Raw genomic sequence first — 23,736 nt, 5'->3', positions numbered from 1 at the left:
CTTATTTCGATTCTTCAAGGGCGAGCGCGGCATTGGCCTGGACCTCGGCCATGCGGGTAATCAGCTGCTCGATGAACACGCGCATCTGATCCGCCAGCGCGCTGATGCGTCCGTTCAGATAGTTGTATCCGAACAGCGAGGGGATGGCGCAAGCTAGGCCTGCGATCGTGGCGAGCAGCGCGGCCGCGATGCCCGGTGCGATCGCGTTCACGTTCACATCGCCAGCCATCGCCACGCCGCCGAACACGGTCATGACGCCGACCACTGTGCCGAGGAGGCCGATGAACGGACCGCCCGAAATCGCGATGGTGAGGATCACGACGAGATGGTCGAGCTTCTGGTTTTCCTTGACGAACTGCGAATCCACCGCCGCCCGCATCGAGTTGATCGCCTGGCTCGAGAGCGGCCGGCTCCCCGAGGCGACCACGCGTTCGTAGAGTTCGTCGAAGCCGACAGCATAGAGCCGGGCCAGCGGGGAAGCGCGGTTGAGATGGGCCGCTTCCTGCGGGGCCACCCCTTCGGCTTCATCCAGCGGCACGAACGCGTCGCGCATCGCCTCGAAGTGGCGGAGGAAGCGCTTGTTGGCCTTGTCGGCCGCATTGAGGTAGCGCACCTTTGCGGTCATCAGTGCGATCGCGGCCGCCAGCAGCAGCATGCACAGCCCGATGATGACCGTATCGACCGGCTCCAGCTTGCTGATGATGAACGAGATTACGCCGCTGCCTGAGCTCTGCTTTTCTGCAGTTTCCGAAACTGAGACGAGCTTTCCGCCCGGGCCTTCCGCCTGGGCCATCGCCAGAAGCATCGCCGCGGGCCGTGCCGTCTTCGAAAGGCGCACTTCATCCAGCGCGCCGGTATAGGGCTGGCTGGTCTCGCCGCCGATGCTGATCGGGCCGTCAAGCGCCGGCATCGCGCCGGCCGCCGTGCCCTGCTCGGTGCCGTTGACGTAGATGAAGAACGCCTTGCCATCGGAAACGAACGCGATGTGGCTCCACTCACCCTGCTTAACCGCGGTGCTTCCCGCGACCGAGATCCCCGGTCCTGAGGCGTAGGGAACGCCTGCGTTCAGCCCGATCACCAGCCCACCCCGCGCAAAGATGGCCTGCTGGCCTCCCAGTTGCTGCGGCTTGATCCAAGCCGTGAACGTGAACGGCGCGCCTGCGGTCATCGCCAGCGAACCGCTGGCATCGATCGTCAGAGCGCCCTGCCCCGGAAACTGCGCCGCGCGGCCCACGATCCCGCTCTCGTCCACTCCCGGAGGGGCCGCCTTGGCAGAATTCGCATTGGCGGTGGAATCGGTGGCCGGCTGGCCCGGCTTTTCGCTAAAATGATAGACGGCGGTGTAATCCGGATCGAACGTGCCGGGTACGTCCGCGCCAACCGGTGCCGACTTGTTGCCGAAATAGATCCAGATCTTCTTCTTCTCGCCGCCGGTCAGATTGGGCACCGAAACCCACACGGTGGCGATGCCCGTCGCCGCATCGTACTGCTCGATATGGTAGGGCAGCGGGGTCTTGTCGTCGCTATCGACGAAGCGGATGTCCGCACCGTTGTCCATCGCATCGGTGAAGGTGAAGTTGCCGTTGTGCAGCCGCACAAGCGCCACCGTGCGGCCGATCGCGCCGCTGACGTTGACACCGGTCGGCGAGGTGTCGATCGTTACCGCCTTGCGATAGCTCCATTCCTTGTTCCACCAGCCGGCGGTCTCACCCTCAGCGGCAGCCGGAGAGGCGAGCCCCAGGGACAGGACGAGCGCCAGCAACAGGCGCAGGATCGCTGTTTTAACGGTTGCCTGATACACTCAGAATTCCCCCTTCACATCGAAGCTTACTCGGGGCGATCCCCGCTTCGTCACCGGGCCGCTGGTCATCGCGACCGCGCCCAGCACCTCACCGGAAATCCGGTCGAACAACCGCACTCTCAGCCCGCCGCCAAGACCGACGAGCGTGAAGCTCGAAGTCTGCTCGGGCAGGGGGTTGAGCACGCGCAGGAAAGACGCATCGCCGAACGCGAAGAAGCGAGCCTCGGTCAGCCATTTGCCGAAGCTTCCCGCCAGCGACGGCGAGCGCAGTTCAAGGCTTGGCCCGATCCCGTTGTCGCCGACAGCCTCGGACGAATAGTATCCGCGCACGCTGCGCAGGCCGCCGGCGGAAAACTGCTCGTTGGTGATGAGATGCGAATCCGCCAGCTGCGCATTCAGCCGGAACGCCGCGACGATGTCGTTCTTGAAGGCATAGGACAGATCGACCGAGAGATCGCCGCGGACGAAGTTCTCGTTGCTGAACTGCTCCCGGTTGCGGAAGGCATCGACCAGCACGCAAGGCCCGGTAAGGCTGGCGCAAACCTTGGGCCTGATCGCACGAAGACCGATAGTCGTCCCCAGGGTGACTGCGTAATTGACCTTCTCGCTGCCACCGGCAACCGTGTATTCAAGCTCAATCGGAAGATACCGGATCGGCGCAGTGCTGGTGGGAACGCCGGCGACAAGGATGTTTTGCTTGAAGTTCTTGTAATCGAACCCGAAGCTGAACTGCTGCTGACTGCCGGAGGAAGCAAGGTGATAGATGGCGCGTGCGCCGATCTGATAGCCGTTGCCCAGAACGTTGGTCCCGCCCAGCGCCGCAATATTGCTGTTCGAGTAGTACCCTGAAATCGCGAAGCTCCAGGGCGTGCGCAGCAGCGGAAAGGTATACGAGCCCGAGAAGACTTCCGTTTCCGTGCGCTTGAGCGGCGATACGATGTACGTGAACGTTGCAGCATGGCCCGTCTGGAACAGGTTGGTGTACCTGACGGTGCCGATCGCGCGCAGCTGGGTTGTGGCCGGGCTGGCGTCGTTGTTCAGGTCGAGGCTGGCGTGAAGCGGCCGCTGGTCGTCGACATTGATGTCAACGTCGATCGTCCCGGGAGCCCTGCCCGGCTTGAAAATCGGATTGAGCGTGCGATCGGGAAACCGGTTCGCCTGAGTCATGTCAGCCTGCAGGGCCGGAATATTGAGCGGCTTGCCCTCGACGAGCGAAGGGACCTGCCTGCGGGCTACCCATAGCGAGTGATAGCGGCTGTCGGTGACCCGCACTTGCCCGACCGGCACTTCGTTAACCGCGATTCGGATCACGCCTTGCGCGAAGGCTTCCCGCTCCTGCAGCGGAACTTCGACCACCGCCGCGCCATAGCCGCGGGCGGCATAGGCATCCTGCAAGGCCTTGCGCGCCGCTTCGACATCGGCATCGGTGCGATCAGGACCCGAGTACGCATAGACCAGACGCTCGATCTCGCTCGCCGGCAAGACCGTCACGCCTGAGATATCATAGGCCTGGACAAAGAACTTGTCGGGTGCGCGCTCGGCACCGGCGGGCGTTGCGGAAGCAGCAGGAGCAGCTTGCCCGGCGGGAGCAGCTTGCTCGACCGGAGACGATTGCGCAGCCCAAGCTGCAGAGCCAGGCGTCAGCAACCACGCCAGCGGCAAGCACGCACGTAAAACAGGTGCAGTAAGCCCGCCCATCGCAATCTGATTCCCCCGACACCTGTCTCGATGGTCTCTGGCGGGCCAGTGTTTAATCTGTGTGACAGTCTGTTGATGAGCTGGCTGGCGGATTCCCGGTGCGGCACAAGGTAAACAAAAAGGGCCCCGGATTACTCCGGAGCCCTTCTCGTTCAGCTTACGCCGTGATCGGAAGATCAGGCGCCCGTCTTGCCAGAGCAGGTCGGGTTCGGGTTGGTCGCGATCCGGATGTTCGGCTTGGCAGCCCGCCAGATCTTGGTCGCCGGGTTGGTAGCAGTTGCCGCCGGCGCACCCTTCGTTGTCTCACCGTAGTAGATGTCCGCTGTCGCCGTCTGATAGGCCGGGATCGTCTTGTCCTGGATCCACAGGTTCAGCGCACCGAGCGCAGGCTCGGCAGTCGGGTTCGAAAGGAAGGTGTTGACGATCGCGCGCGTCCAGTTCGCCGGCACGACGCCGATGTTGTTCTGGAAGAGCACGCCCGGGGTGGCCGGAACCGTACCGTTCAGCAGGCCCTTGGGAGCGACCGCACCGCTGCCATTCTTCGTGTACTGGCCAAGCGTCCAGCCAAGGAAGGACACCATGGCTTCGCGGTTCGCACCGGCGTAGCAGGTGTACAGCAGCACCTGGGTTGTGCCGGTCATCGGATAACCGACAGTCGGGTTTGCCAGCGTCTGGCTGCTGTCCGCATAGAGGACGTCGGTCCAGGCGAGGGGGTTGTCACGCGTCGCAGCAACGAGCGTGGTGCCGCTGGTCGGGCGAACCAGACGGCTGTCCGCGGTGGCCGTGCTGAAGAGACCAGTCGTGTCCGACTGCGGGGGCAGGATGGTGCCCATCGCGGTCCTGGCGGCGGCGGCGGTCGGGTTGGCATAGAGAGTCGTCGAAACGCCCACCTGCAGCGTGGCTGCAGACAGACCGGCGAGCGCGTCAACCGAAGGATTGACGAAGTCGGCCGAGATGTAGCCGACCTTGCCGTTGATCTTGACGGTACCCAGCTGGTAATCCGGTGCCAGCGTAAGCGCACCAGCAACGCGCGAGCTGCCATCCGCGAGGATGAAGAAGCCGGTGCCCTGATTGCCGCTCGGCGTCGACGAAGGCCCCGGGTTGCTCGGGAAGGCGACCGAACCCGAACCGATGTTCACGATCGAGGTGCCGTCGAAGTAGTCGCCCGAGATCGAGTTCGTGGTGCCGGCGAGGTTCGAGGCAGTGTTGTTGACACGGTAGCCGGTATCCGAACGGATGCTGCGGAAGTCGATGCCGGTCGAAGTCGCATAAGGCAGCGTTTCCGCCGCGTTGCTGAAGCGGTTCGTGCCGGTGAAAGCCGGTACGGCAGCAGCGAGCACCTTGCCGGTCGCCGACGTCCTCGCCGGAACGCCCGGCGCATTGGTGGGGTTGCAGACAGCCGCGAGGTGGCGTGTGAAGAGATCGGTCGTGCCCGAGCGGTCGAGACGGCCGACGAGACGGATCGGCGCACCGTCAGCATCCCAGCGGGTCTGCGTGTCGTTGACCGGATCGTGCAGCGAGATGTTGCTGTTGAGCGTCTTCAGCGCAGGATTGTTCCAGTTCGTGATCGTGCCATTGAAGATGCCGCAATAGGCTGCCTTCGACAGCTTCAGAACCGCAGCCGGCGTACCACCGGCGGGCGCGATGCCGCGGCCCTTCGCATTGAAGACCATCGGGTTGCCAGCAGCATTGGTGCCGTAGGTCGAGCTGTAGGCCACCGCGATGGGGAGCAGGTAGAGCGGGAAAGAAATCGCCGCACCGCCGTTCGTGGCCGCCAGACCAGCGTTATAGGTGGTCAGATCCGAAGTCGAGATGCCGGCGTCGGAGAAGCCGTACTGCACGTTGCTCCAGGTCCCGAAGGGGTTGAACACGCCAGCCGTCGCAGTCGCGCCGCCGACGAAATCATTGCGGAAGTTGCGCCACACCTGACGGCCAAAGCCCGAACCGGTCGCAACATACTTGCCCTGGACGTTGGTCTGGACAGCATCCGTGTTAACGGCGCAGTTAACGGCAGGGACGCCGTTGAACACGCCCTGGGTCAGGGTGGTCAGCGAGGTCGCGCTCGACGAAGTACCGCGCTGGTTGTCGACCGCGCTGAGGCAGTTGAAGCTGCGTGCGACGACGTTCTGGACCGAAGAAGCGCCCGCACCGCGCAGCGCGCCGTCGGAGGTCGAAGGAGCCGGCAGCGGGATCTGCTGCGCGAAGGCTGGCGATGCTACCGAGCCAGCGACAACCGTCGCGGCAAGGAGCAGAGACTTCAAGTTAACCATCTGTTAATTCCTCCTGAAGGAAATCGTAACCAGTAATGATACTGAACCAGAATAATTAGGCCGATTCAAAATCAAAAAATCTGCAGATTGTTCAAAATAAATCCCATTATTGAGACTCTATTTCTCGACACATATTCAAAACTGATTCGCGGCGAATGCATAATAGATCGCCTCGAACAGCGCGCTGGTCGAGCAAGTACATCTGCAGATTTGTGGAATTTGTCTCCTGAGCCCCCGATTCCCAACCCAATCCATGGTTGGTGAGAGGGTCAATAGACTCGGCAAATGACAACAACGTGATTCTTTTATTGCAGTCGCCGAATATCATCCAACCCCGGGCTTCGGTTCTGCGCGGGGCCAATGCCCGGCTCTGAAAGCTCTCGGGAAAGCAGAAGTTTTCCGGGCTGCCACGCGGCTCCCCATGCCCGCATCGCCCGGCGCGAAACTCTGTGGAGAGCGGCTTCCGGTCCCCGGCGCACCGATCCGGTCCCGTCACACAAATGCAGCATTGCCAACATATGGCGACGGAACGGGGTGGTGGTTGATCCAGCGTTGGCTGTTTTGGGCCATTATAAGCGAGGGCCATGCCGCTTCTGGTCTGACCGCGAGGGTTAACGTGCTCGGTAACGCAAAACTCTCAACAATGGCTGGTGCCTCTCCGCAGGTATCGCGCATCGATCAGGCAGTAGCCACTGCTTCAAAGTCTCTGGCTTCAACCATGCCCGGCGCATCCGACGGCAGGAAAGCGCAACATGACCAAGGCTCGATCGCCGCCGTGCTGGAAGACCGCGCCCTGCTCTCGCGCGAAGCCCTCTCCCGCGCACGCCTCGTCCAGCAGGAAAGCGGCGAGCGCATTGAATCGGTGGTCACGCGGCTCGGCCTGATGTCGGAACAATCGCTGTGCGAACATCTGTCCGATGCCAGCGGGATGCCCATGGCGCCGGCCGAACTGCTGCGCGAACCGGTCACCCTCGAACAACCGATCACGGCCGAATTCCTCCGCGATATCCGCGCTGTCCCGATTGCGGTTGATGACGAGCGGGTCTGCGTTGCGGTTGGTGATCCCTTCGACCCTTTCATCGAGAACGCCTTCCGCTTCATGTTCAGGCGGCGGGTCGATCAGGTCATCGCCCGCGCCAGCGACATCGAAGCGGCGATCGAGCGCCTCTGCCATGAAGGGGCCGAGGCGGCGGTGATCGAGGATGCCGTCGAGTCCGATGACATCGACCGGATGCGCGACCTGACGAGCGACGCGCCAGCTATCCGCGCGGTCAACCGCCTGATTGCCGAGGCAGTCGATGCGAACGCTTCTGACATTCACCTGGAGCCGAGCGACGACAGCCTCGTCGTGCGGTTCCGCATCGATGGCATGCTGCGCCTTGTCACCCGGTTGCCGCAGGCCATGCGCGCGTCGGTCGTGGCCCGCATCAAGGTCATGGCCGGGCTCGACATCGCCGAGCGCCGTATTCCGCAGGATGGCCGTCTCCGGCTGGCGGTTCGCGGGCACGAGATCGATCTGCGCGTAGCCACCGCGCCTTCGATCCACGGCGAAAGCGCAGTGCTGCGCATTCTCGATAGATCCAACCTCAAGCTCGAGTTTGCGGCGCTGGGTCTTGATGACCAGTTGGTGGAACAGTTCCGCGAGGCAATCCACCGGCCCTACGGGATCATGCTGGTGACCGGCCCCACCGGCAGCGGCAAGACCACCACGCTCTACGCCGCGCTCGCCGAGCTTAACCAGGTCGAGCGCAAGCTGCTGACGGTGGAAGATCCGATCGAGTACCGCCTGCCCGGAATTGTCCAGACGCAGGTGCAGCCCGGGATCGGCTTCACGTTCGCCACCGCCTTGCGCTCGTTTCTGCGGCAGGATCCCGACGCAATCATGGTCGGCGAGATCCGCGATGTCGAAACCGCGCAGATCGCGGTGCAGGCCGCGCTGACCGGCCATATGATCCTCTCGACGCTCCACACCAACACGGCCGCGGGCGCAATCACCCGGCTGATCGACATGGAAGTGGAACCCTTCCTGTTGAGCTCGGTGCTGGCCGGGGTGCTGGCGCAGCGGCTGGTCCGGCGCCTGTGCCTGCAATGCCGCGTTCCGTTTGTGCCGGATGAGGCGCTGCTGACATCGCTCGACTTCGATGCCGCTGCGGGCGACGAAAGCCACTTCCACCGCGCCGCCGGCTGCGCGGCCTGTCACGGCACCGGCTACAGTGGACGTATCGCGCTGTTCGATTTCCTGCCGGTCGATGAGGCGATTGCGCGTCTGATCCTGAAGCGTGCCGATGCCCGTCAGATCGAGGAATGCGCCAACGCGGCCGGTCATCGTTCGCTGCTTCAGGAAGGCTTCGCCAAGGCCGCCCAAGGGCTTACGACCATCGAGGAAGTGCTTAGGGTTGCGAGCGGCGAATGAGCGCGGCACCCGCCTTTCGCTATCGCGCGATGCGCACGGATGGCCGGATTGTCGCCGGACAGCTTGATGCGGCCAATGAAAGCGATGCGCTGGCCCAGATCCGGCGCAGCGGCAACACGCCGGTAGAACTGCGCCTGATCACCGCCGGCACCCCGGCTGCCGCAACCGGCGAGAGCATATCCCGCCGCAACTCCGCCATCAGCCGCGCCGTGATCGCCGAACTGGCGGTCCTGCTCAAGGCGGGCCTCCCGCTGGACCGGGCGCTCGCGCTGGCGGTCGGCAACATCGATGATCCCGCCGCGGCGGAAGCGATGGGCATGCTCTTGAGCGCAGTCCGCGAGGGCGCGCCGATCTCGCGCGCGATGCGCGATAATCCGGCGCTGTTCAGCCCCGGTGAGGCAGCAATGGCAGAAGCCGGCGAGGCCAACGGCAAGCTGGGCGAGGCGATGGAGCGATTGTCCCAGATGCTCGAACAAGCTGCCGAGCTGCGGCGGCTGGTGATCACCTCGATGATCTACCCGATCGCGCTGTCGGTGATTGCTGTTGCCGTGATTCTGATGATGCTGCTGTTTGTCGTGCCGCAGTTCGAACGGCTTCTCGACAACAATCAGGTAGAACTGCCATTCGCCTCGATGGCCGTCATTGCGGCGAGCCAGTTCCTGCGCGCCTATGGGCTATGGCTGCTGGGCGGACTGGTAGTGATCGGCCTTGTCGCACGCAACCTGCTCGCCCGCCCTGCCAGCCGCATACGGTTAGACCAGATCATGCTGGGCCTGCCGCTGATCGGGGACCTGGTGCGGCGCATCGAGACCGCGCGGTTTGCCCATACGCTGGGCGCATTGCTTGAAGGCGGGGTTCCGCTGCCCAGCGCGCTGGCCCTGTCCCAACACACCGTTAGCAACTCCGCGATGGCCAGCGCGATTGCCAAGATTGCCGAGGGCGTGCGCGAAGGCGGCAGTCTTTCCGCGCCGCTCGCCGCGACCGGCATGCTGCCGCACCTCGCCATCGGTTTCATCCGCACCGGCGAGGAAACCTCGCAACTCGCCCTCATGCTTTCGCGGCTGGCTGTGGTGCTCGATCGCGATGTTCGCACCCGGCTGGAGCGGCTTGTCGCCATTCTGACGCCGGCCATCACGATAGTGCTGGGCACTGCGGTGGCGGTCATCATCGCCGCGGTGATGTCGGCAATTCTCGGCTTCAATGAACTGGCGGTATCCCGATGAACAAGAACAACCCGAATGAACGGGGCTTTACCCTGATCGAGCTGCTGGTCGTGCTGGCCGTACTCGGCCTGCTTGCCGCCATCGTCGGACCGCAGGTGATCAAGTATCTCGGCAGCTCGCGCACACAGACTGCCCAGATCCAGACCAAGAACATCGCCGCTGCGCTCGAACTGTTCAAGCTCGATGCCGGGCGCTACCCCTCCGGCACGGAAGGTCTCACCGCGCTCGTCAAGGCGCCGACCAACGATCCGAACTGGAACGGCCCCTACATCGCCGATCCTGCCGCCCTCAACGACCCATGGGGCAAGCCCTACCTCTACAAGTCTCCGGGCGATCATGGCGAGGTCGATATCTACAGCTTCGGCTCGGATGGTGCCGCTGGCGGTACCGGTGAGGCCAAAGATGTCAGCAATTGGTGAGCGACGGCGCGGCTCCCGCCGCGACGACGGATTTACGTTGATCGAACTCCTGTTGGCGCTGGCCATCGCGGCCCTTGTCGCCGGGATCGCCTTTCCGGCACTGCAGCATCGGCTTGGGCAAAGTGCGCAGACCGAAGCACGGATGACCACGGCGCTGGTGCTCACCCAGGCCCGCGCCGATGCCATCGCCGGGGCTGACCCCGTCCTTGTGTCATGGTCCGCTTCGCGCCGGATGCTGCAATCGTCTTCAGGCCGCCCGGCCCAAACGCTGCCGGAAGCGGCTGATCTCGAATGGCCTGCCGAGGGGTTTGCCTTCTTTCCCGATGGCACCGCCAACGGCGGCGACGGCGCCATCCTCGCCGCCGGCCGAGCCAGCCGGTTTTCAGTCGACCCTGCCACCTCGCGCTTCGTGTTTACGCCGTGAGGTCCGCTGCCGATTCCCCGGCGGGGGCGCCATGCGACGCCAGCGAGCTGGGCTTCACGCTGATCGAGCTCTTGATCGCGCTGGCCATCGTGGCCGCGATGACCACCGCGCTGGTGGGCACTGTGGGACAGGATGCGCGGACGCGGCTTGCCGTGCAGCAACGCCGCGAGGCCCTGCTGGTGGCGCAATCAGTGCTGGACCAGATGGCGGATGGCAGCACCCCGGTCGAGGGCCAGTGGCGCGGCTATGGCTGGCGGGTCCTGCGGCAACCCTTCCAGCTCGCCGATCCGCTTGATCGCCATCCGCTCGAGCAGATCACGGTCGCCGTCGATCTTGCAGGCGCGGGACGCGGCGAGCTCATTCAGCTCAGTACGGTGCGGATCAAGCCATGAACCGCCCGCAATCTGCCGCCGGATTCACGCTCGTGGAAATGCTGGTCTGCCTCGCCATCCTCGGCATGGTTTCGGCCGTGCTCGTCACGGGGATTGGCAGGATGGACCTGCGCCAGCGGATGATCGGCCAGAAGGATGCGCAGATCGACGAGATCGCGCAGGCGCAGTTCACGCTGCGCCACCTGATCGCCAACATTCATCCCTCGATCAGTCCCCAGACTGGCAACACCGTGGAATTCGTCGGCAACCAGTTCGGCCTTGAATTCGATGGCAAGCCGCCTGGCAATGCCTCACCCGACGCCCTTCAGCGCTACCGGCTCAGGCTCGAGCGCGGCGGCGATCTCATGCTCTACCGCATCAGCACGCTCGACGAGACGGTCGACCGGCGCCAGCCTGACGTGACCGGCTGGACCGCGACCCGACTGCTTTCGGGCGTATCAAGCTTGTCCGTCCGCTACCTTGGCTCGCCGGACGGCCGTTTTGCAGGCGCAGGCTTGCCGCCGCAATGGCAGCTGCAGTGGTCCAGCCGGGACGTGCTCCCCTCGCTCGTCAGCCTGCGGATCGAGTTTCCCCCCGGCGACAGGCGCGCATGGCCCGATCTCGTGGTGCGGCTGCGCGTCGCAAATGGCGATACGTGCGCGCGCGATCTGCGCACGGACGAGTGCAGGGTTATCCCATGAACGGACGCACCATCTTGCAGGCAGACATGCACACGGTCGGGCATTGGATCACCGATGGCCTGCGGTGGTGGCTGGACCAGCTCGCCACGCTGGCGCCGAAGCGCCTGCAGCTCTGGCGCGATGCACGGCGGATCCTGGCGGACTATGATCCCGAAACCGGCGCATTGCTGCTGCGCCCCGATGGCTACGGCGCCCATCCCCGACGCTCCGGCCCGGTCACGATCATCCTTCCCCCCGCGTTCTGCCTGAGCCGGACGATCGAACGGCCGGTCATGAGCCCCCGCGATACGGCGAGCATGATCCAGCTCGATGCCGCACGGATCATGCCGATGGGAACCGAGGGCATGCTGCTCGCTGCCCGGATCGCGGCGCGCACCGAGGGCAGCGTCCGGATGCAGATCGAAGTGGCCGCGATGCCGCGCGCCGCAGCTGAGGCCCTTGGGACGGCCCTGGCACGGCTCGAGAAGCCCTGTGTCGCCATCCTCACTGCCGCGCCGGAGTCGCAGGCGGAGGATCCGATCGACTTTCTCCCCGCTTTCCGGCGGTCCGGTCTGGTGCGAGACGAAAGCCGGGGTGCCATTCCGCTGTGGATCGCGGTCGGCGCCCTGTTTGCCATCAACCTCGGCCTGCTGGTCTGGCGTGACGCGGCCGCCACAGCCATGCTCGAAGCGCGTATCGCCGAGCAGCAGCCAGCGGTGAACGCAGTCCGTCGGATCAACGCGCGGATCGCGAAAGCGGACCAGTTTGCGGCCGCCACGGTGGAGGCGCGCAAGACCGCCGAGCCGCTGGCGTTGCTGTCGCGCGTCGCGGCCGCTTTGCCGCAAGGGGCCTGGGTGCAACGCTATACGTGGCAGGGCGATGCGCTGCGGATCAGTGGCTATCGCCCGCAGCAGGCCGACGTAGCGGGGGGCTTTCGCCGCGCCGGTCTCAGCGTGCAGCGCTACAGCGATGCCTCAACGGCGGCGCAGAACCCGCTGGGTCAGCCCTTCGAAGTCACAGTGCGGATGACAAAGCCATGAGCGCGCGCAGCCTCACCCCCCGGCAATCGCAGACCGCTGCGGTGCTCATCCTACTCGTCATGCTGGTTGTTGTGGCGTTCCTGATCGTGGGACCACTGATCGCGGGCTTCCAGGAGCGCGCAGCACAGCGCGAGCAGCTCGCCCTGCAATACAGCGCCAACGTGCGCAACATCGCCGCCATCCCGCGGTTGCGCCGCATGGCGGGCGCGCACGAGCAACTGCTGGGCGACTTTCTGCTCGAAGCGCCCGATGCCGCCACCGCCGGCGAAGCGCTGCGGCAGCGGTTGCAGGCGAGCATCATCGCGCTGGGAGGCGAATTCCGCGGCGGCGAAGACATCGCCCCGGCAGCGGGCGGTGAGGCCGCAGTGCGGATCACCGCGCGGCTTTCGGAGGGCCAGCTCAGTCAACTCCTTGCAAGCGTTCAAAATTCCAAACCCTATCTCACCATCACCTCCGTGGTCGTCGGCGCTGACGAAGCGCTGGTGACCGGTCAGGCCTCCGCATTGGATGTTCAGATTGAAGCATCGATTCCCTATCGCCCTGCCGCCAAGCGGTAGCAGCGCCCGCCTGCCCGCGCTGATCCTGCCGGTGCTGGTCGCTGCAGCCCTGCTGCAGCTGGCGCTGCCCTTTGGCGATGAGCTGCCAGCCGGCGGCGCACCCTTGCGCCAGAAGCAGGTCGCGCCGCCGCCCGATGTGCCGCGCGTGCTGGTGCCGACAGCGCTCGAAGGGCGCCGCGTGTTCGCTCCCGCCGCCACATCGGCCGCCGGCGCCGCTGCGCCGACCAATGTCCTTGACGGCGCAGTGATCGCCGGAACCGTGATGCACGGACGCAGGCTCTACGCGGTCGTCCAGGAACGCGGCGGCCGGATCCGCCATGTCGCCCCGGGCGGCACGGTGGCCGGATGGCGCATTTCCGGGCTGACCCCCAGCAGCGCCCGCCTGACGCGCGGCTCCGAACAGTTCAACGCAGCCTATGGCGCCATCCCCACAGGACCCGCCGCCCCCGCCCCAGAAGACCCGGAAGACGGCCAATGATCTCTCGCCACGTGCGCTTCAAGCCCAGCCTCATCATCGCCCTGACTGGCACCACGGCGTTTGCCGCCGCTCCACCGCCGCTCCCCATTCCGGCAACTCCGGAACTGGCGCAGATCGACGATCCCGGTGCCGTCCAGAACACGACCGCCCCCGCTGATCCCAAGGCCCTCCCCCTGCTCCCGCCGTCTGCCGACCCTGATTACAAGGTCCGCGCGACCCTCGTCCCGGGTACCGAGCCGCAGCCGGTGATCCCGAAATGGGCCGATCCGAAAACGAAGCCGGGCGACATTGCGGTCAATTTCCCCGACGCGGATGTCGCCGTGGTTGCCCAGGCGGTGCTGCGCGACATACTCGGGCGAAACTACACGATCGCTCGCGGCGTGACCGGCCGGGTCAGCCTCGTCACACCGGGTCCGGTATCAAAGTCGTCGCTGCTCGAACTGTTCGAGCGGGCCCTGCGGCAAAGCAATCTGGCGATGGTGCCGGTTGCCGGCGGCTTCGAGATCCAGAACTCTGCCGCTGCGCGCGCGGTCATTGCCGCGAACGCGACCGGCTTTGGCAGCGAGGTCGTCACGCTGCGTTTCATCAATGCCGATGAAGTCCGCAAGGTGCTCGATTCGATACTGCCCGGCGTGGTGAGCGCGACCGCCCCCCAGACCGGCACCATCACGATTGCCGGAACCACCGGCCAGCGTGCCAGTGCCCGCGATCTGCTGAAGCAGTTCGATGTCGATTGGCTGCGCAACACCAGCTTCGCGCTTTTCGTGCCAGATCGCACCGATGCGCGGCTGATTGTTCCGTCGATCGACAAGCTCATCAATGCGCCGGATTCGCCGACGCGCGGGCTGGTGCGGCTGATCTCGATGGAAGAGCTCAACGGCATTCTCGCGATCAGCATGCAGCCGCAATATCTCACCGACGTGAAGCGCTGGATCGAGATCCTTGATCGCGAGGGCGAAAACAATGAGCGCAGGCTGTTCGTATACGAGGTGCAGAACGGGCGCGCCCGCGATCTGGTGCGGACCATCAACAACGCCTTCGGAACTGGCAGCAACGACACCGGCGGCCAGGCCGGCAATGGCAACAATGCCTTTGGCGATCAGGGCGATCCGAACCAGACCGGCGGCCCACGCGGCGGCGCGGCCGGGCTGGGTCAGGGCGGACTCGGTCAGGGCGGGCTGGGTCAGGGCGGGCTGGGTCAGGGCGGGCTGGGTCAGGGCGGAACCGTTTCGGGCAGCAACCTCCCCCGCCCCGCTTTCGGGCAGGCCCCGGCCTCCGATGGCACCACACAGGGCAACGGGAATGGCGCGAACGCCATCCGGATCACTGCGGACGAGGTCAACAGCGCAATCATCGTGTTCGGCACCCAGCGCGAATATGCCACCATCGAGGCAGCCTTGCGCAAGCTTGATATCGCCCCGCGCCAGGTATTGATCGAGGCGGCCATCACCGAAGTAAGCCTGAACGACGATCTGCGCTACGGCGTGCAGTGGAACTACCTCAGCGGCTCGAACCAGGTCGGCTATTCCGAAGGCACGACAGCCGTGCCGACGCAGACCTATCCCGGATTCTCCTATTTCTACGGCGGCAACAGCATCACCGCCACGCTCAACGCGCTGCAGGAACGCACCAACGTCAAGGTCGTCTCGGCGCCGAAGCTGCTCGTACTCAACAACCAGAGCGCGGCGTTGCAGGTGGGCGATCAGGTGCCGATCTCGACCGGGTCTGCCACCAATCTGATCGGCAACACCAACGCCGTGATCAACACGATCGAATACAAGGATACCGGCGTCATCCTGAAAATCACCCCGCGAATCAACGCCAGCGGATTGGTTCAGCTCGATGTATCGCAGGAAGTCAGCCAGATCAGCACTTCTGCGGCCGGCTCATCAGCCACCCAGCGCCAATCGCCGACGATCTCGACCCGCCGCATCGCCTCGACAGTATCCGTGCGCGACGGCGAAGTGATCGCGCTGGGCGGCCTGTTCAGCACCACCAAAAGCTTCGGCAAGAACGGCATTCCGCTGATCTCGCAGATCCCGGTTATCGGGGGGCTGTTCGGAACGCACCGTAACACCGAAAGGCGCACCGAATTGATCGTGCTGCTCAAGCTCAAGGTTCTGGCCAACGCCGACGATGCCCGGGCTGCGACCAATTCCCTGCGGCAGAAGATCCGCATGCTCGAACCCTTCAAGGGCGCCGGCACGCTGCCATGATAGCCATGCCGCAAGACGCGCACGAGCGCGGCTTTGCCCTGATTGCCGCGGTCGCCAGCCTGGCCGTCTTTGCCGCAATCGCGCTCGTCGTGATCAGCGCGACCCGCATCGATCTGGCCAAGGGGCAAGGCGAATTGTCGAGCGCGCAGGCGCGGCTGGCAGCGGAAAGCGGGCTGGCGATCGCCCTGCACGGGCTGATCAACCGCGACGCCACCACACTGGCGCTGCTCGATGGTCGCGCGCAGGAACTCGACTTCGGCGGTGCCCACATCGCCATCACACTGATCGATGAGCGCGGCAAGGTGAACATCAATGCGATCGAGGCACCCGTCATCGAGCGCATGCTGACCGAAGCGGGTCTCGAGGGCCACGCGCGCAACGTTGCGCGCGATTCGTTGCTGGATTGGCAGGATTCCGACGATGAAGCCCTGCCGGACGGAGCCGAGGCCTCGTACTACGAGCAGCAGAAGGTCACCCCGCCCAACGGCGGCGTGCAAAGCATCGACGAACTGGGCATGATCCGCGGCTTCACGCCTGCGGTCGTTGACCGCCTCCGCTCCTTCGTCACCGTGGAGCGCGATGCCGTACCCTTCTCCCCGCGCTATGCCGGGCCCCAGGCCCTTGCGGCAATCGGCGACAGTCGCGGTGCCATCGCGGGCATCGAACGCCAGCGCGAACTGAACGGGCAGCGCACGGCAATCGGCTTTTCCGATCAGGTGTCGTGGACGGGGCGGCCCATAACCATAGCGGTAGAAGCGACGACACCCGGTCGCGGGCGGTACCGCCTTCAGGCGATTGTCGAATTGACCGGGAAGCCCGACCATCCTTACGTCATGCGGCGGGTGATCTAAAGTCCCTCAGCGGGCACAGCGACGCCGTACCGCAATCGAATAGCCACCTAGTTCTGTCCAACGGGCGCAGGGCTGGCATCGCCTGCGGCGGCGATCGGCACGCCCCACGGCGCGAACAACCGCTGCGTCGCGCCCGGTGCCACGCGCGCGCGTGTTCGCAGCGCAGGTCGCCCCCGCAGGCGCGAAGCCGCAAGCGCTGCAAGCTCGGGCTCTTCGCCGGCGAGCGACGCGGCAGCGGCCCCGGCCGCTTCGCCTGGCATCCGGTAGAAGATATGAGCGCCGATCTGCGCTACGCGCATGCCGGTATAGGCCCAATAGGGATTCACGTAGTTGGCATGATAATGGGTTGCCCCGTTCACGCGGTCGGGCGCCTGACCGGACAGCACCGACAACGCGGCCATCCGCGCGCTTTCCAGAGTGGTTTCGCGCAAGCGGCGGCGGATCGAACCGTCACACGTGAACGTGAACTGGCAGCCGGTTGTGCGCTGGGACCCATCGAACACCACCCCGCAGACCGAACTCGGGAAGCGGGCGACGCGGGTGCGATTGAGGATCACCTGCGCCACAGCCTGCTGGCCGGCCAGCGGCTCGCGGCCCGCTTCATAGGCGATGGCCATGGTCAGGCAATCGAGCGCGCGGCTCTGTGCGGTCACGGCAGCAGGAAGGCTGCCGACATCAAGTTGGCTAACAGCCGGGGGCGCATACGACGAAAGAGGATTGTAGGCGGCAGCAGCGTCCGGCTCCGGAGCGCTGCGGACGAACAACGGAGTGCTGGCCGGTCCGATCCGCGCAGGAGTGGCGCCAATCGTCAGCGCCGGTACGCCCGTGCCAGCCTGCTCCAACCCGTCCTCGGCAAGCGCGCCTTGCGGCACGGCTGCCGCCGCGAGCAGCGCAAGGACCGCCCACCCGCGTGCCGCAACATGACAAGGAAAGACCGAGAGTTTTGCGGAGACCATGACCAATGGTCCTGAACAGTTTTTGTTTCATTTGATTGACACAATTTCCCTTGATGGGTGGCTTATCGCCCCCGGCAGGAATCGTTGCATTCGCACCATGAAGCATGCCCTTTCACCGCTGATCAAAACCGCTCTCCTCGTCGCGATGCTGGGCTCAGGCCCGGCCCTGTCGCCGCTGCTGGCTGCCCCTCGGCCAGCTTCCGGCACGGAGGGTCACGACATGAAGGCGCGCTTGCCCGATCGGCAGCTGACCTGTTCGGTGCGGCACATCACCAACTTCGATCCGGAGAAGCTCCAGACTTCGGCCGAACTGCAGTATGATGCCGTCTACCCGCTGACGCTTGCACTGCCCGGCATCCCGGTTCGGACCGCGCCGCCGCCCGAACCGCAGGACGAGCCGGAGCCGGTCGATCCGCGCACCCGGATCCTCGCGGATCCCGGCAACATCGCGCCCACCAACAACGGAACGTTCGACCGGGCGATCGATTACTGGCCTGAGCGGACCGAACTCTCTGCCGTCATTGCGGGAGACCTGCTCAACGTCATCGTGATCAACAAGTATGATCCAGCGACGCAGACCGCGAACTTCTTCATGACCCGCGCGGCGGAGCTCACGCGCTTTCAGACCAATCATGTCTATCAGGGCGAATGCAAGGTCCGGTTCGTGGCATCCGGAACCGGCAAGTCTGTGGCCTGACTGAGCTGAGCTCCAGGTCGGATTGATAGGGGTAGGTCTCTGATGGCTATGCGAAGGCCGCGCATGATTGGCATGGTCGCACTTGCCTCTGTCGGGCTGGCTCTGGTGACATTCCCGAGAGTGGCTGCCACAGTTCCCGGCCCCGACTGTTTCTCAGCAGCGGACAATGCCCGGTTGCGGTTCGAAGTCTATCAACAGGCACCGCCGCCAAGCGGCCACGGGTCTTATCCATACTATCCTCTGTCCGCGGCGGCATCGGGGCAATTGGGCCGCCTCGCATCGGCACCCAGCGGCATCCGGACCTGGTACTACCACTGGGCCAATCGCGCCGCGACACCGCTGGTCGGCGCTGACGGGCGGCAGATCATTCGGAAATTGAACATCGAACCGTCATGGACGGGCAACCGACGCCATCGCTCGGCGTTCAGCTCGATCGACCGGGCCAATGCCTGCACTCTGGCGCAGGCGTCCAGCCTGCTGGGGAAAAATGCCCGCGCGCGTCGCTATGCCCAGGATGCGGGGATCACGCTGACCAGCGAAGAAGCGCTGCCCGATACGGCCCCTCGATCACCGGCTGATACCTGCGTGCTGGCATCGGGCCAACTGCCTCCCCAAGCGAGCGGGATTGTCCTAGACTATGAGGTGCAGGACGGTCGCGACCCGCCGACGACCGAGCGGTTTCTGGCCTCCTATGCCAAGCTGGTCCATGCTGCGGGCAAGCAGGTCATCCTGCTGATCAATCCGCTTGATTCCCCTGGGCAACAGCGGTTCACCGGCGTCACCGCCGAGAACGCGAACCGGATCGTGGCGCTGTTCGACCGGACCACGCTGGTCTTGTGGAGCAGGAATGCGCAAAGCTCGCTCCCCGCAAGTTACGCAGCGCAGCTGGCCATCGTCAAAGCGGGCGGACCGGTGGACACCCGGCGTCTGCTGATCGATTTCGAATTGGCGGGGACGACGCTTGATGATGCACGCTTCGTGCGTCAGGCGATCATCCGCGATCGCCTCTCCGGGGTGATGTTCTGGCGCAATTATGCCAAGCAGGGCGGCGCATGCGCAACGCCGGTCAACCAACGCATCGCAGCGATCGCGTTTGGCGACGAGGCCGGGAACGAGCGCTGACCGATTGCCGGATCAGTCTGACGCAATCAGCGACAGGATCTGATCACGGCGACGCCGGAAGTAAGGCTGGGCGGGCTCGGTCCCCAGCACCAGGCCGGTAAGGTCCGCTCCGGTCAAGCCCGCCGATAGCCTCACCAAACGATCAAATTACTCATCCAAACCTGAGCACGCGCGTTCAACAGCCACCAGCGCGTCTTTCAGGCGCGGCAGATCGGATGCGACCTGTTCAGGAAAGTCGTTCCTGACTAACTGCAGATAGTCTTGCGCGCTCTCGCTGCCGTACAGTTGCTTGACCAGCCGTACCTTGGAAAGCGCCATCATATACCGGCGTGCTGGATCGCATGAACGTTGCATGGCAACGCTGGCCAAACGTTCCTGCTCACGCGCAGGAAGTCCCTGCTCAAGCGCGTTGATCGCAGATTCCGGGATGGCCTTGGTGCAAAGGAACAGCGCGGTCGAGCAGACTTCGCCGATGTAGGTGAAGTAGTCTGCGAAAAACTCCTGATCCGTCTTGATGAAGGGCAGTCGATCGTAAAAATAATCCTGCTGCGCAATGATCGAGACACCGGGAATCAATCGCGGAAAGAAATTACGGACAACAAAGCGGCTGATTTCCGGAAGCTTCAGCACATCGAGAAACAGAATTTCAATCGGATCGGTGATGCCTTGCCCGGTCTCGAGAATATCACCCAACCGAAGATCGACCAGATCGCTTACCGGCCGGATGTTGGCCTGGACCGCTTCAGCAAACGACTCGCCCGCCTCTGCCATGCCTTCGACATTATTGCGTTTGAAAAACGCCGGCATACCGGGGTTGATGATTCCTCGTTCGAACGAAATGATCGGCTTCTTCCAGAGCTTGGAGATCGTCTTGAAATCCTTGTTCAGCCGAAGCCCCTCGCCGAGACACACCGTCGACGCGCCAAGGAATATGCCCGCATCGACGATCACCCCGGTCCCTGAATAACGCTCGCGCGCGAGTGTGAACAGCACACGTCGTTCGAGCATGGACATCATCGATGGAACTCTCATCGCAGTCGGGCTGATATTCCCGAGCAAACGCGAAAACGCCGGGTTGAACCGCACCATGCGCATCGGTTCCACGTCAGGATGTGGCTCCGCCGCGCCCAATCCCGTTGCGGCCGGACCGTCCTTGACCATCACCGAACTCCTTTTCACAACATCATGCATCGTTGCTTACCACAGCTTGTAACCTCGACTTGCTGGTGCCCATCGAATCAAGGCCGCGGAGGGCCCCACAGGCACACTGGCGCTGGATGCTTCCCCCCGAGGCGGGTGACCGCATCATTCGGCAGTTTCCCCGGCTCACCATGGTCTGTTTCCAGCTACCGGGGTGCTGCCATGCGAATAACGGTCAGTACGTAAAGCGTTGGGTCGAACGGCTCTTGCCTATGTTGGCGATCTGGTTGAACAGCTCCGCCAGCTTGCCCACCTGCACCGACTGCGAAGTCGCAACATAAACAACGTCCCGGTCATGCATCGAGAAGCTTTGCGCCAGGAGCAGGCCGTCCGCAGATCTGAGATTGACCTGATATACCACCGGCACCGTCGAATTGGCCGCCAGATAGTCAGGCAAGGGTTCGGTCCGCAACGACTTCGCCACCTCCACTGGTTCGTACCGAAGCACATAGACACCGTAGGGATCAGCGAGACTATCATTGAGCCCGCCGCCATTGCCCAGCGCCTCCGCAAGGTTCACCTTCGCCTTGGCAAAGGTCACCTCCTGATTGCGGTTTGTCGCGCCAAGCACGACCAGGGTCTGTGGCTCCTGCGACAACGTGACGAGATCGCCCGGCACCAGATAGATGTTTTCGGTCGGGATGGTCTGCAACTCGACAAGCCGCACGGAGCGCACCACCCCGCCGCGCGTCAGCTGCACGATCATGTCGCGCGCCTTGCCTGTGGTTCCACCCGCCTGCGAGATTGCATCAAGCAGGCGCGTCCCGGCCCACATCAACGGAACCCGACCGGGACGATTGACGTCGCCACTGATGGTCGCGGCATTGTCGGTCGTCTGCACGACCTGGACGAGTGCCTGGGTCTGGTTGGCCTTCCCGCGAAGAGCAGCGATGATCGCCTGCTGAACCTGGCGCGTGGTGAGGCCCGCTGCACGGATTTCACCCGCGAAGGGCACCATGATGGTACCCGACTGATCAACCGTCTGGACCGGCACCGTCGCACTCTGCGCGCCGACCAGACCCGGCTGTGACGCCGTGGCCGCGTTGACCGGGCCGAGCAGGCCGCTCCCGAACTCCCAAAGCGTGACCGAAACGGCATCACCGACATGGATCGTAACGACCGGCGGCGGCGCAGGACTGGCCAGCGGGCTGAGCCCGTCAAGGGTGGCATGCGACAGTGCCGTGAGGGTGATCCGATCAACGGGAACCAGCAGGTAAGGCGGCGCCTCGCTGCTGCCTTCTGCCAAAATCTGCTTTGAAAGCGGACCGGTAATCGGCATCGACGCGCAGGCCGAAAGCGAAACCATCAGGGCACCGGACAAAAGATATCGGGCAAGACCTGCACGCGAAAGTCGGCCCATTACAGCGACGGTCGGCAAAAGTTCATGATCTGTCACGGCGTGCCTCAGGTTCTTTGGCAGGGATGGAAAAGATGGTGGAAACCGCATCAGTCTGCGACTTTGGCCAAGGCTTGATTTCCAACACTGCCTTCATCGAATGTCGGCGTATCAACCGCGGGTTGGTCGTGGCCGACGGCGTTCGCCCGCTGGTCGGCAGCGGCTTCCGCTTCAAACAGGGCCGTCGCTTCACGCAGATTCTCGAAAAAGACGGGATGGGCGTCGCGCCGCAGCACGAGTGCGCAATCGCAGTAGGTCTCCGCCACGCGGGGCTGCCGGGTCGCGAGCACTGCCCCCGCCGTCGCCGTCCGTGCCTCATACAACACGCGCCAGAGATCGCGCGTTGCCGGATCGCCGGGACCGATGATATTGTCGAAAAGATAGGTATCGAACGGGAGCGCATAGGTCAGCGCATATGCGACCGAACGGCGGGTCTGAACCGGGAGATCGCGCATTGGACGATCAATCCAGTCATTCAGATCTAGGATCCCGCAAATGAAATCGACCACTTCACCGGGATCGGCATCATAGACACGAGCGGCAAAGATGACATTCTGTCTGACTGTATTGGCAAGGCGAAAGGCACGATTGTAGCCCGCCGGAAACGACAGATGAGCCAGCCGTTCAATGCGCCCGCCAGTTGGATCGATGACACCGGCGAGAAGCCCGATCAGCGTAGTCTTGCCGGTTTCCTGCCCGCCCAGAATTGCCATCCGGCGATGCGAAGGCAACTCGATCGACACGCGATCAAGTTCGTTCCGACCACGCTGATAGGCGAAACTGACATTGTCGAGCCTGATCATCGCTCAGTCCTTCTCTTCAAGATAGCGGCGTGTGCCGGCTTCGAGCAAAACCCCGAAGAACAGCAACACCGCCGTGAAAGCCAGGATGTAGCTGTGGTCAGTCAACTGATTGGGATAAAACGGATAAAATGCATGTCGGAACCAATTCACACCGTGAATGACCGGGTTTAGCGCAAAGTACCAACGGCTATCTGGCGGCAGATAAGCGGCGACAAAGTAAGGACCGGAAAAATGGAGTGATGCTCGAGCAATCGCCGGCCACAGCAAATCCCACGCCGGAATGATCCGCGCGATGACTGAATTGCAGATGCCCGTGGCAATGCCGAGCATAAGCACCACCAGCAGTGAGACAACCGCTGTGACCGGGTCGCTCGGAATGGCCGCGTTGACGCCGAAAAACAGGTACAAGCTGCCAAAGAACAAAACCGCGACCAGTGCGCTGCTCAACAGGTGCAGAACCGCATGCACCAGAATATGGTCAAACGGCCGCTCGATCGGAAATCGCTGGCGCTGCGCCACCGCGTTCAACGGCTGGCGCAGTCGCAGCGAGGTATGGATGAAGAGATAGATCGGGAAAACACCCGTGCCGATAAACAGCATCAGGCTCGAACCATACGGCGGGGTTCGTGAGAGCGCAGAAAACAACAAGCCGATCGTGGCAACTATGACCAGCGGCTCAACCCCTGAGGCCAGATAGCCAAGCGTGAAGTTCTGCCCGTGCCGCATGCCGGCTTCGCGGAACAGCAACGCAGAAAGGACATTGAATTGAGCGCGCAGCGCCAGCCGCCGCGGCCCCGCGGCGTACATCCGACCACTCGGGTAGGTCTGGGTCAAAGCCTATGCTCCAGGATCGAGTTGCGCACCAGCAGACCGACCACCCAGACCATGCCTGCGCCCGCAACCAGCAGCAGAAGGGCCATCCAGCGATCGGGGCCAACCGGGCTTTCCGGAAGCGACGGACGCACATATGTGGTCAGATAAAGCCGCTGTGCCGCAGCAGCAGACTTCGCCTGGCTCAAGGCAGCCTGGGCAGCAGAGAGCTCGCTGTTGGCATTTGCAAGCTGCGCGGTAAGGACCTGAAAGTTGTTGGTCGAGACCGTGTTCGCGGTGCTGACCGCATC

22 protein-coding genes are annotated in these 23,736 nt (G+C 63.9%); 13 read left to right on the top strand and 9 right to left on the bottom strand.

All coding sequences use genetic code 11. The features are described 5' to 3' along the window. Position 1: 1 nt before the first annotated feature. The 3 genes from Q0071_RS08130 to Q0071_RS08120 all read right to left on the bottom strand — a co-directional run bounded on the left by Q0071_RS08130 (position 2) and on the right by Q0071_RS08120 (position 5,769). On the bottom strand, positions 2-1,801 hold the full coding sequence (locus Q0071_RS08130) for a DUF2341 domain-containing protein (protein ID WP_298167214.1): 1,800 nt from the start codon (positions 1,799-1,801) through the stop codon (positions 2-4). Further along, positions 1,802-3,448, bottom strand: coding sequence for a ShlB/FhaC/HecB family hemolysin secretion/activation protein (locus Q0071_RS08125; RefSeq protein WP_298167210.1), 1,647 nt, complete (start codon positions 3,446-3,448; stop codon positions 1,802-1,804). Between the two features lie 227 nt (positions 3,449-3,675). Then, positions 3,676-5,769 carry a substrate-binding domain-containing protein gene (locus tag Q0071_RS08120; RefSeq protein ID WP_298167207.1) on the bottom strand — a complete coding sequence of 698 codons (2,094 nt, stop codon included), beginning with the start codon at positions 5,767-5,769 and terminating at the stop codon, positions 3,676-3,678. A gap of 718 nt (positions 5,770-6,487) precedes the next feature. Here Q0071_RS08120 and Q0071_RS08115 point away from each other — a divergent pair. The 11 genes from Q0071_RS08115 to Q0071_RS08065 are packed head-to-tail and all read left to right on the top strand — an operon-like array spanning position 6,488 to position 16,441. Beyond that, positions 6,488-8,182, top strand: a complete 1,695-nt coding sequence (locus tag Q0071_RS08115) for a GspE/PulE family protein (RefSeq protein ID WP_298167204.1) — start codon at positions 6,488-6,490, stop codon at positions 8,180-8,182. Next, the gene (locus tag Q0071_RS08110) at positions 8,179-9,405 is read left to right on the top strand and encodes a type II secretion system F family protein (RefSeq protein ID WP_298167201.1); all 1,227 of its coding nucleotides are present in this window, start codon (positions 8,179-8,181) and stop codon (positions 9,403-9,405) included. The genes Q0071_RS08115 and Q0071_RS08110 overlap by 4 nt, the downstream gene beginning before the upstream one ends. After that, positions 9,402-9,824, top strand: a complete 423-nt coding sequence (gene gspG, locus Q0071_RS08105; protein WP_298167198.1) for a type II secretion system major pseudopilin GspG — start codon at positions 9,402-9,404, stop codon at positions 9,822-9,824. The genes Q0071_RS08110 and gspG overlap by 4 nt, the downstream gene beginning before the upstream one ends. Further along, positions 9,742-10,248, top strand: a complete 507-nt coding sequence (locus Q0071_RS08100) for a prepilin-type N-terminal cleavage/methylation domain-containing protein (RefSeq protein ID WP_366886247.1) — start codon at positions 9,742-9,744, stop codon at positions 10,246-10,248. The genes gspG and Q0071_RS08100 overlap by 83 nt, the downstream gene beginning before the upstream one ends. Beyond that, entirely contained in the window at positions 10,245-10,640 is a 396-nt protein-coding gene (locus Q0071_RS08095) for a type II secretion system protein (RefSeq protein ID WP_298167191.1), read from the top strand. Before Q0071_RS08100 ends, Q0071_RS08095 begins: the two co-directional genes overlap by 4 nt. Continuing rightward, entirely contained in the window at positions 10,637-11,320 is a 684-nt protein-coding gene (locus Q0071_RS08090) for a prepilin-type N-terminal cleavage/methylation domain-containing protein (RefSeq protein ID WP_298167188.1), read from the top strand. Before Q0071_RS08095 ends, Q0071_RS08090 begins: the two co-directional genes overlap by 4 nt. Further along, positions 11,317-12,339, top strand: coding sequence for a PilN domain-containing protein (locus Q0071_RS08085; RefSeq protein ID WP_298167186.1), 1,023 nt, complete (start codon positions 11,317-11,319; stop codon positions 12,337-12,339). The genes Q0071_RS08090 and Q0071_RS08085 overlap by 4 nt, the downstream gene beginning before the upstream one ends. Beyond that, a complete protein-coding gene (gspM, locus tag Q0071_RS08080) occupies positions 12,336-12,896 on the top strand; it encodes a type II secretion system protein GspM (protein WP_298167183.1) in 561 nt (186 codons plus the stop codon). The genes Q0071_RS08085 and gspM overlap by 4 nt, the downstream gene beginning before the upstream one ends. Beyond that, positions 12,856-13,374: a hypothetical protein gene (locus Q0071_RS08075; RefSeq protein ID WP_298167180.1), complete on the top strand. Its 519-nt coding sequence runs from the start codon at positions 12,856-12,858 to the stop codon at positions 13,372-13,374. The genes gspM and Q0071_RS08075 overlap by 41 nt, the downstream gene beginning before the upstream one ends. Continuing rightward, positions 13,371-15,590 carry a type II secretion system secretin GspD gene (gspD, locus tag Q0071_RS08070; RefSeq protein WP_298167177.1) on the top strand — a complete coding sequence of 740 codons (2,220 nt, stop codon included), beginning with the start codon at positions 13,371-13,373 and terminating at the stop codon, positions 15,588-15,590. The genes Q0071_RS08075 and gspD overlap by 4 nt, the downstream gene beginning before the upstream one ends. After that, positions 15,587-16,441 (top strand): type II secretion system protein GspK, encoded by an 855-nt coding sequence (locus tag Q0071_RS08065; RefSeq protein ID WP_298167174.1) that lies wholly within the window; start codon positions 15,587-15,589, stop codon positions 16,439-16,441. The genes gspD and Q0071_RS08065 overlap by 4 nt, the downstream gene beginning before the upstream one ends. Before the next feature lie 47 nt (positions 16,442-16,488). On the opposite strand, the gene Q0071_RS08060 is transcribed toward Q0071_RS08065, so the two are convergent. Beyond that, positions 16,489-17,397 (bottom strand): cell wall hydrolase, encoded by a 909-nt coding sequence (locus Q0071_RS08060; protein ID WP_298167171.1) that lies wholly within the window; start codon positions 17,395-17,397, stop codon positions 16,489-16,491. 97 nt (positions 17,398-17,494) lie between these two features. On the opposite strand from Q0071_RS08060, the gene Q0071_RS08055 reads away from it, so the two are divergent. Next, positions 17,495-18,094, top strand: coding sequence for a hypothetical protein (locus Q0071_RS08055; RefSeq protein WP_298167168.1), 600 nt, complete (start codon positions 17,495-17,497; stop codon positions 18,092-18,094). Positions 18,095-18,358: 264 nt separating this feature from the next. Then, a complete protein-coding gene (locus Q0071_RS08050; protein ID WP_298167165.1) occupies positions 18,359-19,216 on the top strand; it encodes a hypothetical protein in 858 nt (285 codons plus the stop codon). A 147-nt stretch (positions 19,217-19,363) separates the two neighbouring features. On the opposite strand, the gene Q0071_RS08045 is transcribed toward Q0071_RS08050, so the two are convergent. The 5 genes from Q0071_RS08045 to Q0071_RS08025 all read right to left on the bottom strand — a co-directional run. Beyond that, the gene (locus tag Q0071_RS08045) at positions 19,364-20,377 is read right to left on the bottom strand and encodes a hypothetical protein (RefSeq protein ID WP_298167162.1); all 1,014 of its coding nucleotides are present in this window, start codon (positions 20,375-20,377) and stop codon (positions 19,364-19,366) included. 214 nt (positions 20,378-20,591) lie between these two features. After that, positions 20,592-21,722, bottom strand: a complete 1,131-nt coding sequence (locus Q0071_RS08040) for a polysaccharide biosynthesis/export family protein (RefSeq protein ID WP_298167159.1) — start codon at positions 21,720-21,722, stop codon at positions 20,592-20,594. A 140-nt stretch (positions 21,723-21,862) separates the two neighbouring features. Further along, positions 21,863-22,615, bottom strand: a complete 753-nt coding sequence (locus Q0071_RS08035) for an ATP-binding cassette domain-containing protein (protein WP_298167156.1) — start codon at positions 22,613-22,615, stop codon at positions 21,863-21,865. 3 nt (positions 22,616-22,618) lie between these two features. Continuing rightward, positions 22,619-23,449, bottom strand: a complete 831-nt coding sequence (locus Q0071_RS08030; RefSeq protein ID WP_298167154.1) for an ABC transporter permease — start codon at positions 23,447-23,449, stop codon at positions 22,619-22,621. Then, positions 23,446-23,736, bottom strand: a 291-nt coding sequence (locus tag Q0071_RS08025) for a hypothetical protein (protein ID WP_298167151.1), incomplete at its 5' end; no start/stop codon positions are given. The genes Q0071_RS08025 and Q0071_RS08030, both read right to left, overlap by 4 nt.

It is taken from the genome of Novosphingobium sp. (genome assembly GCF_027486195.1).
GTDB lineage: Bacteria > Pseudomonadota > Alphaproteobacteria > Sphingomonadales > Sphingomonadaceae > Novosphingobium.
This window is presented reverse-complemented; position numbering and strand designations above follow the sequence as displayed.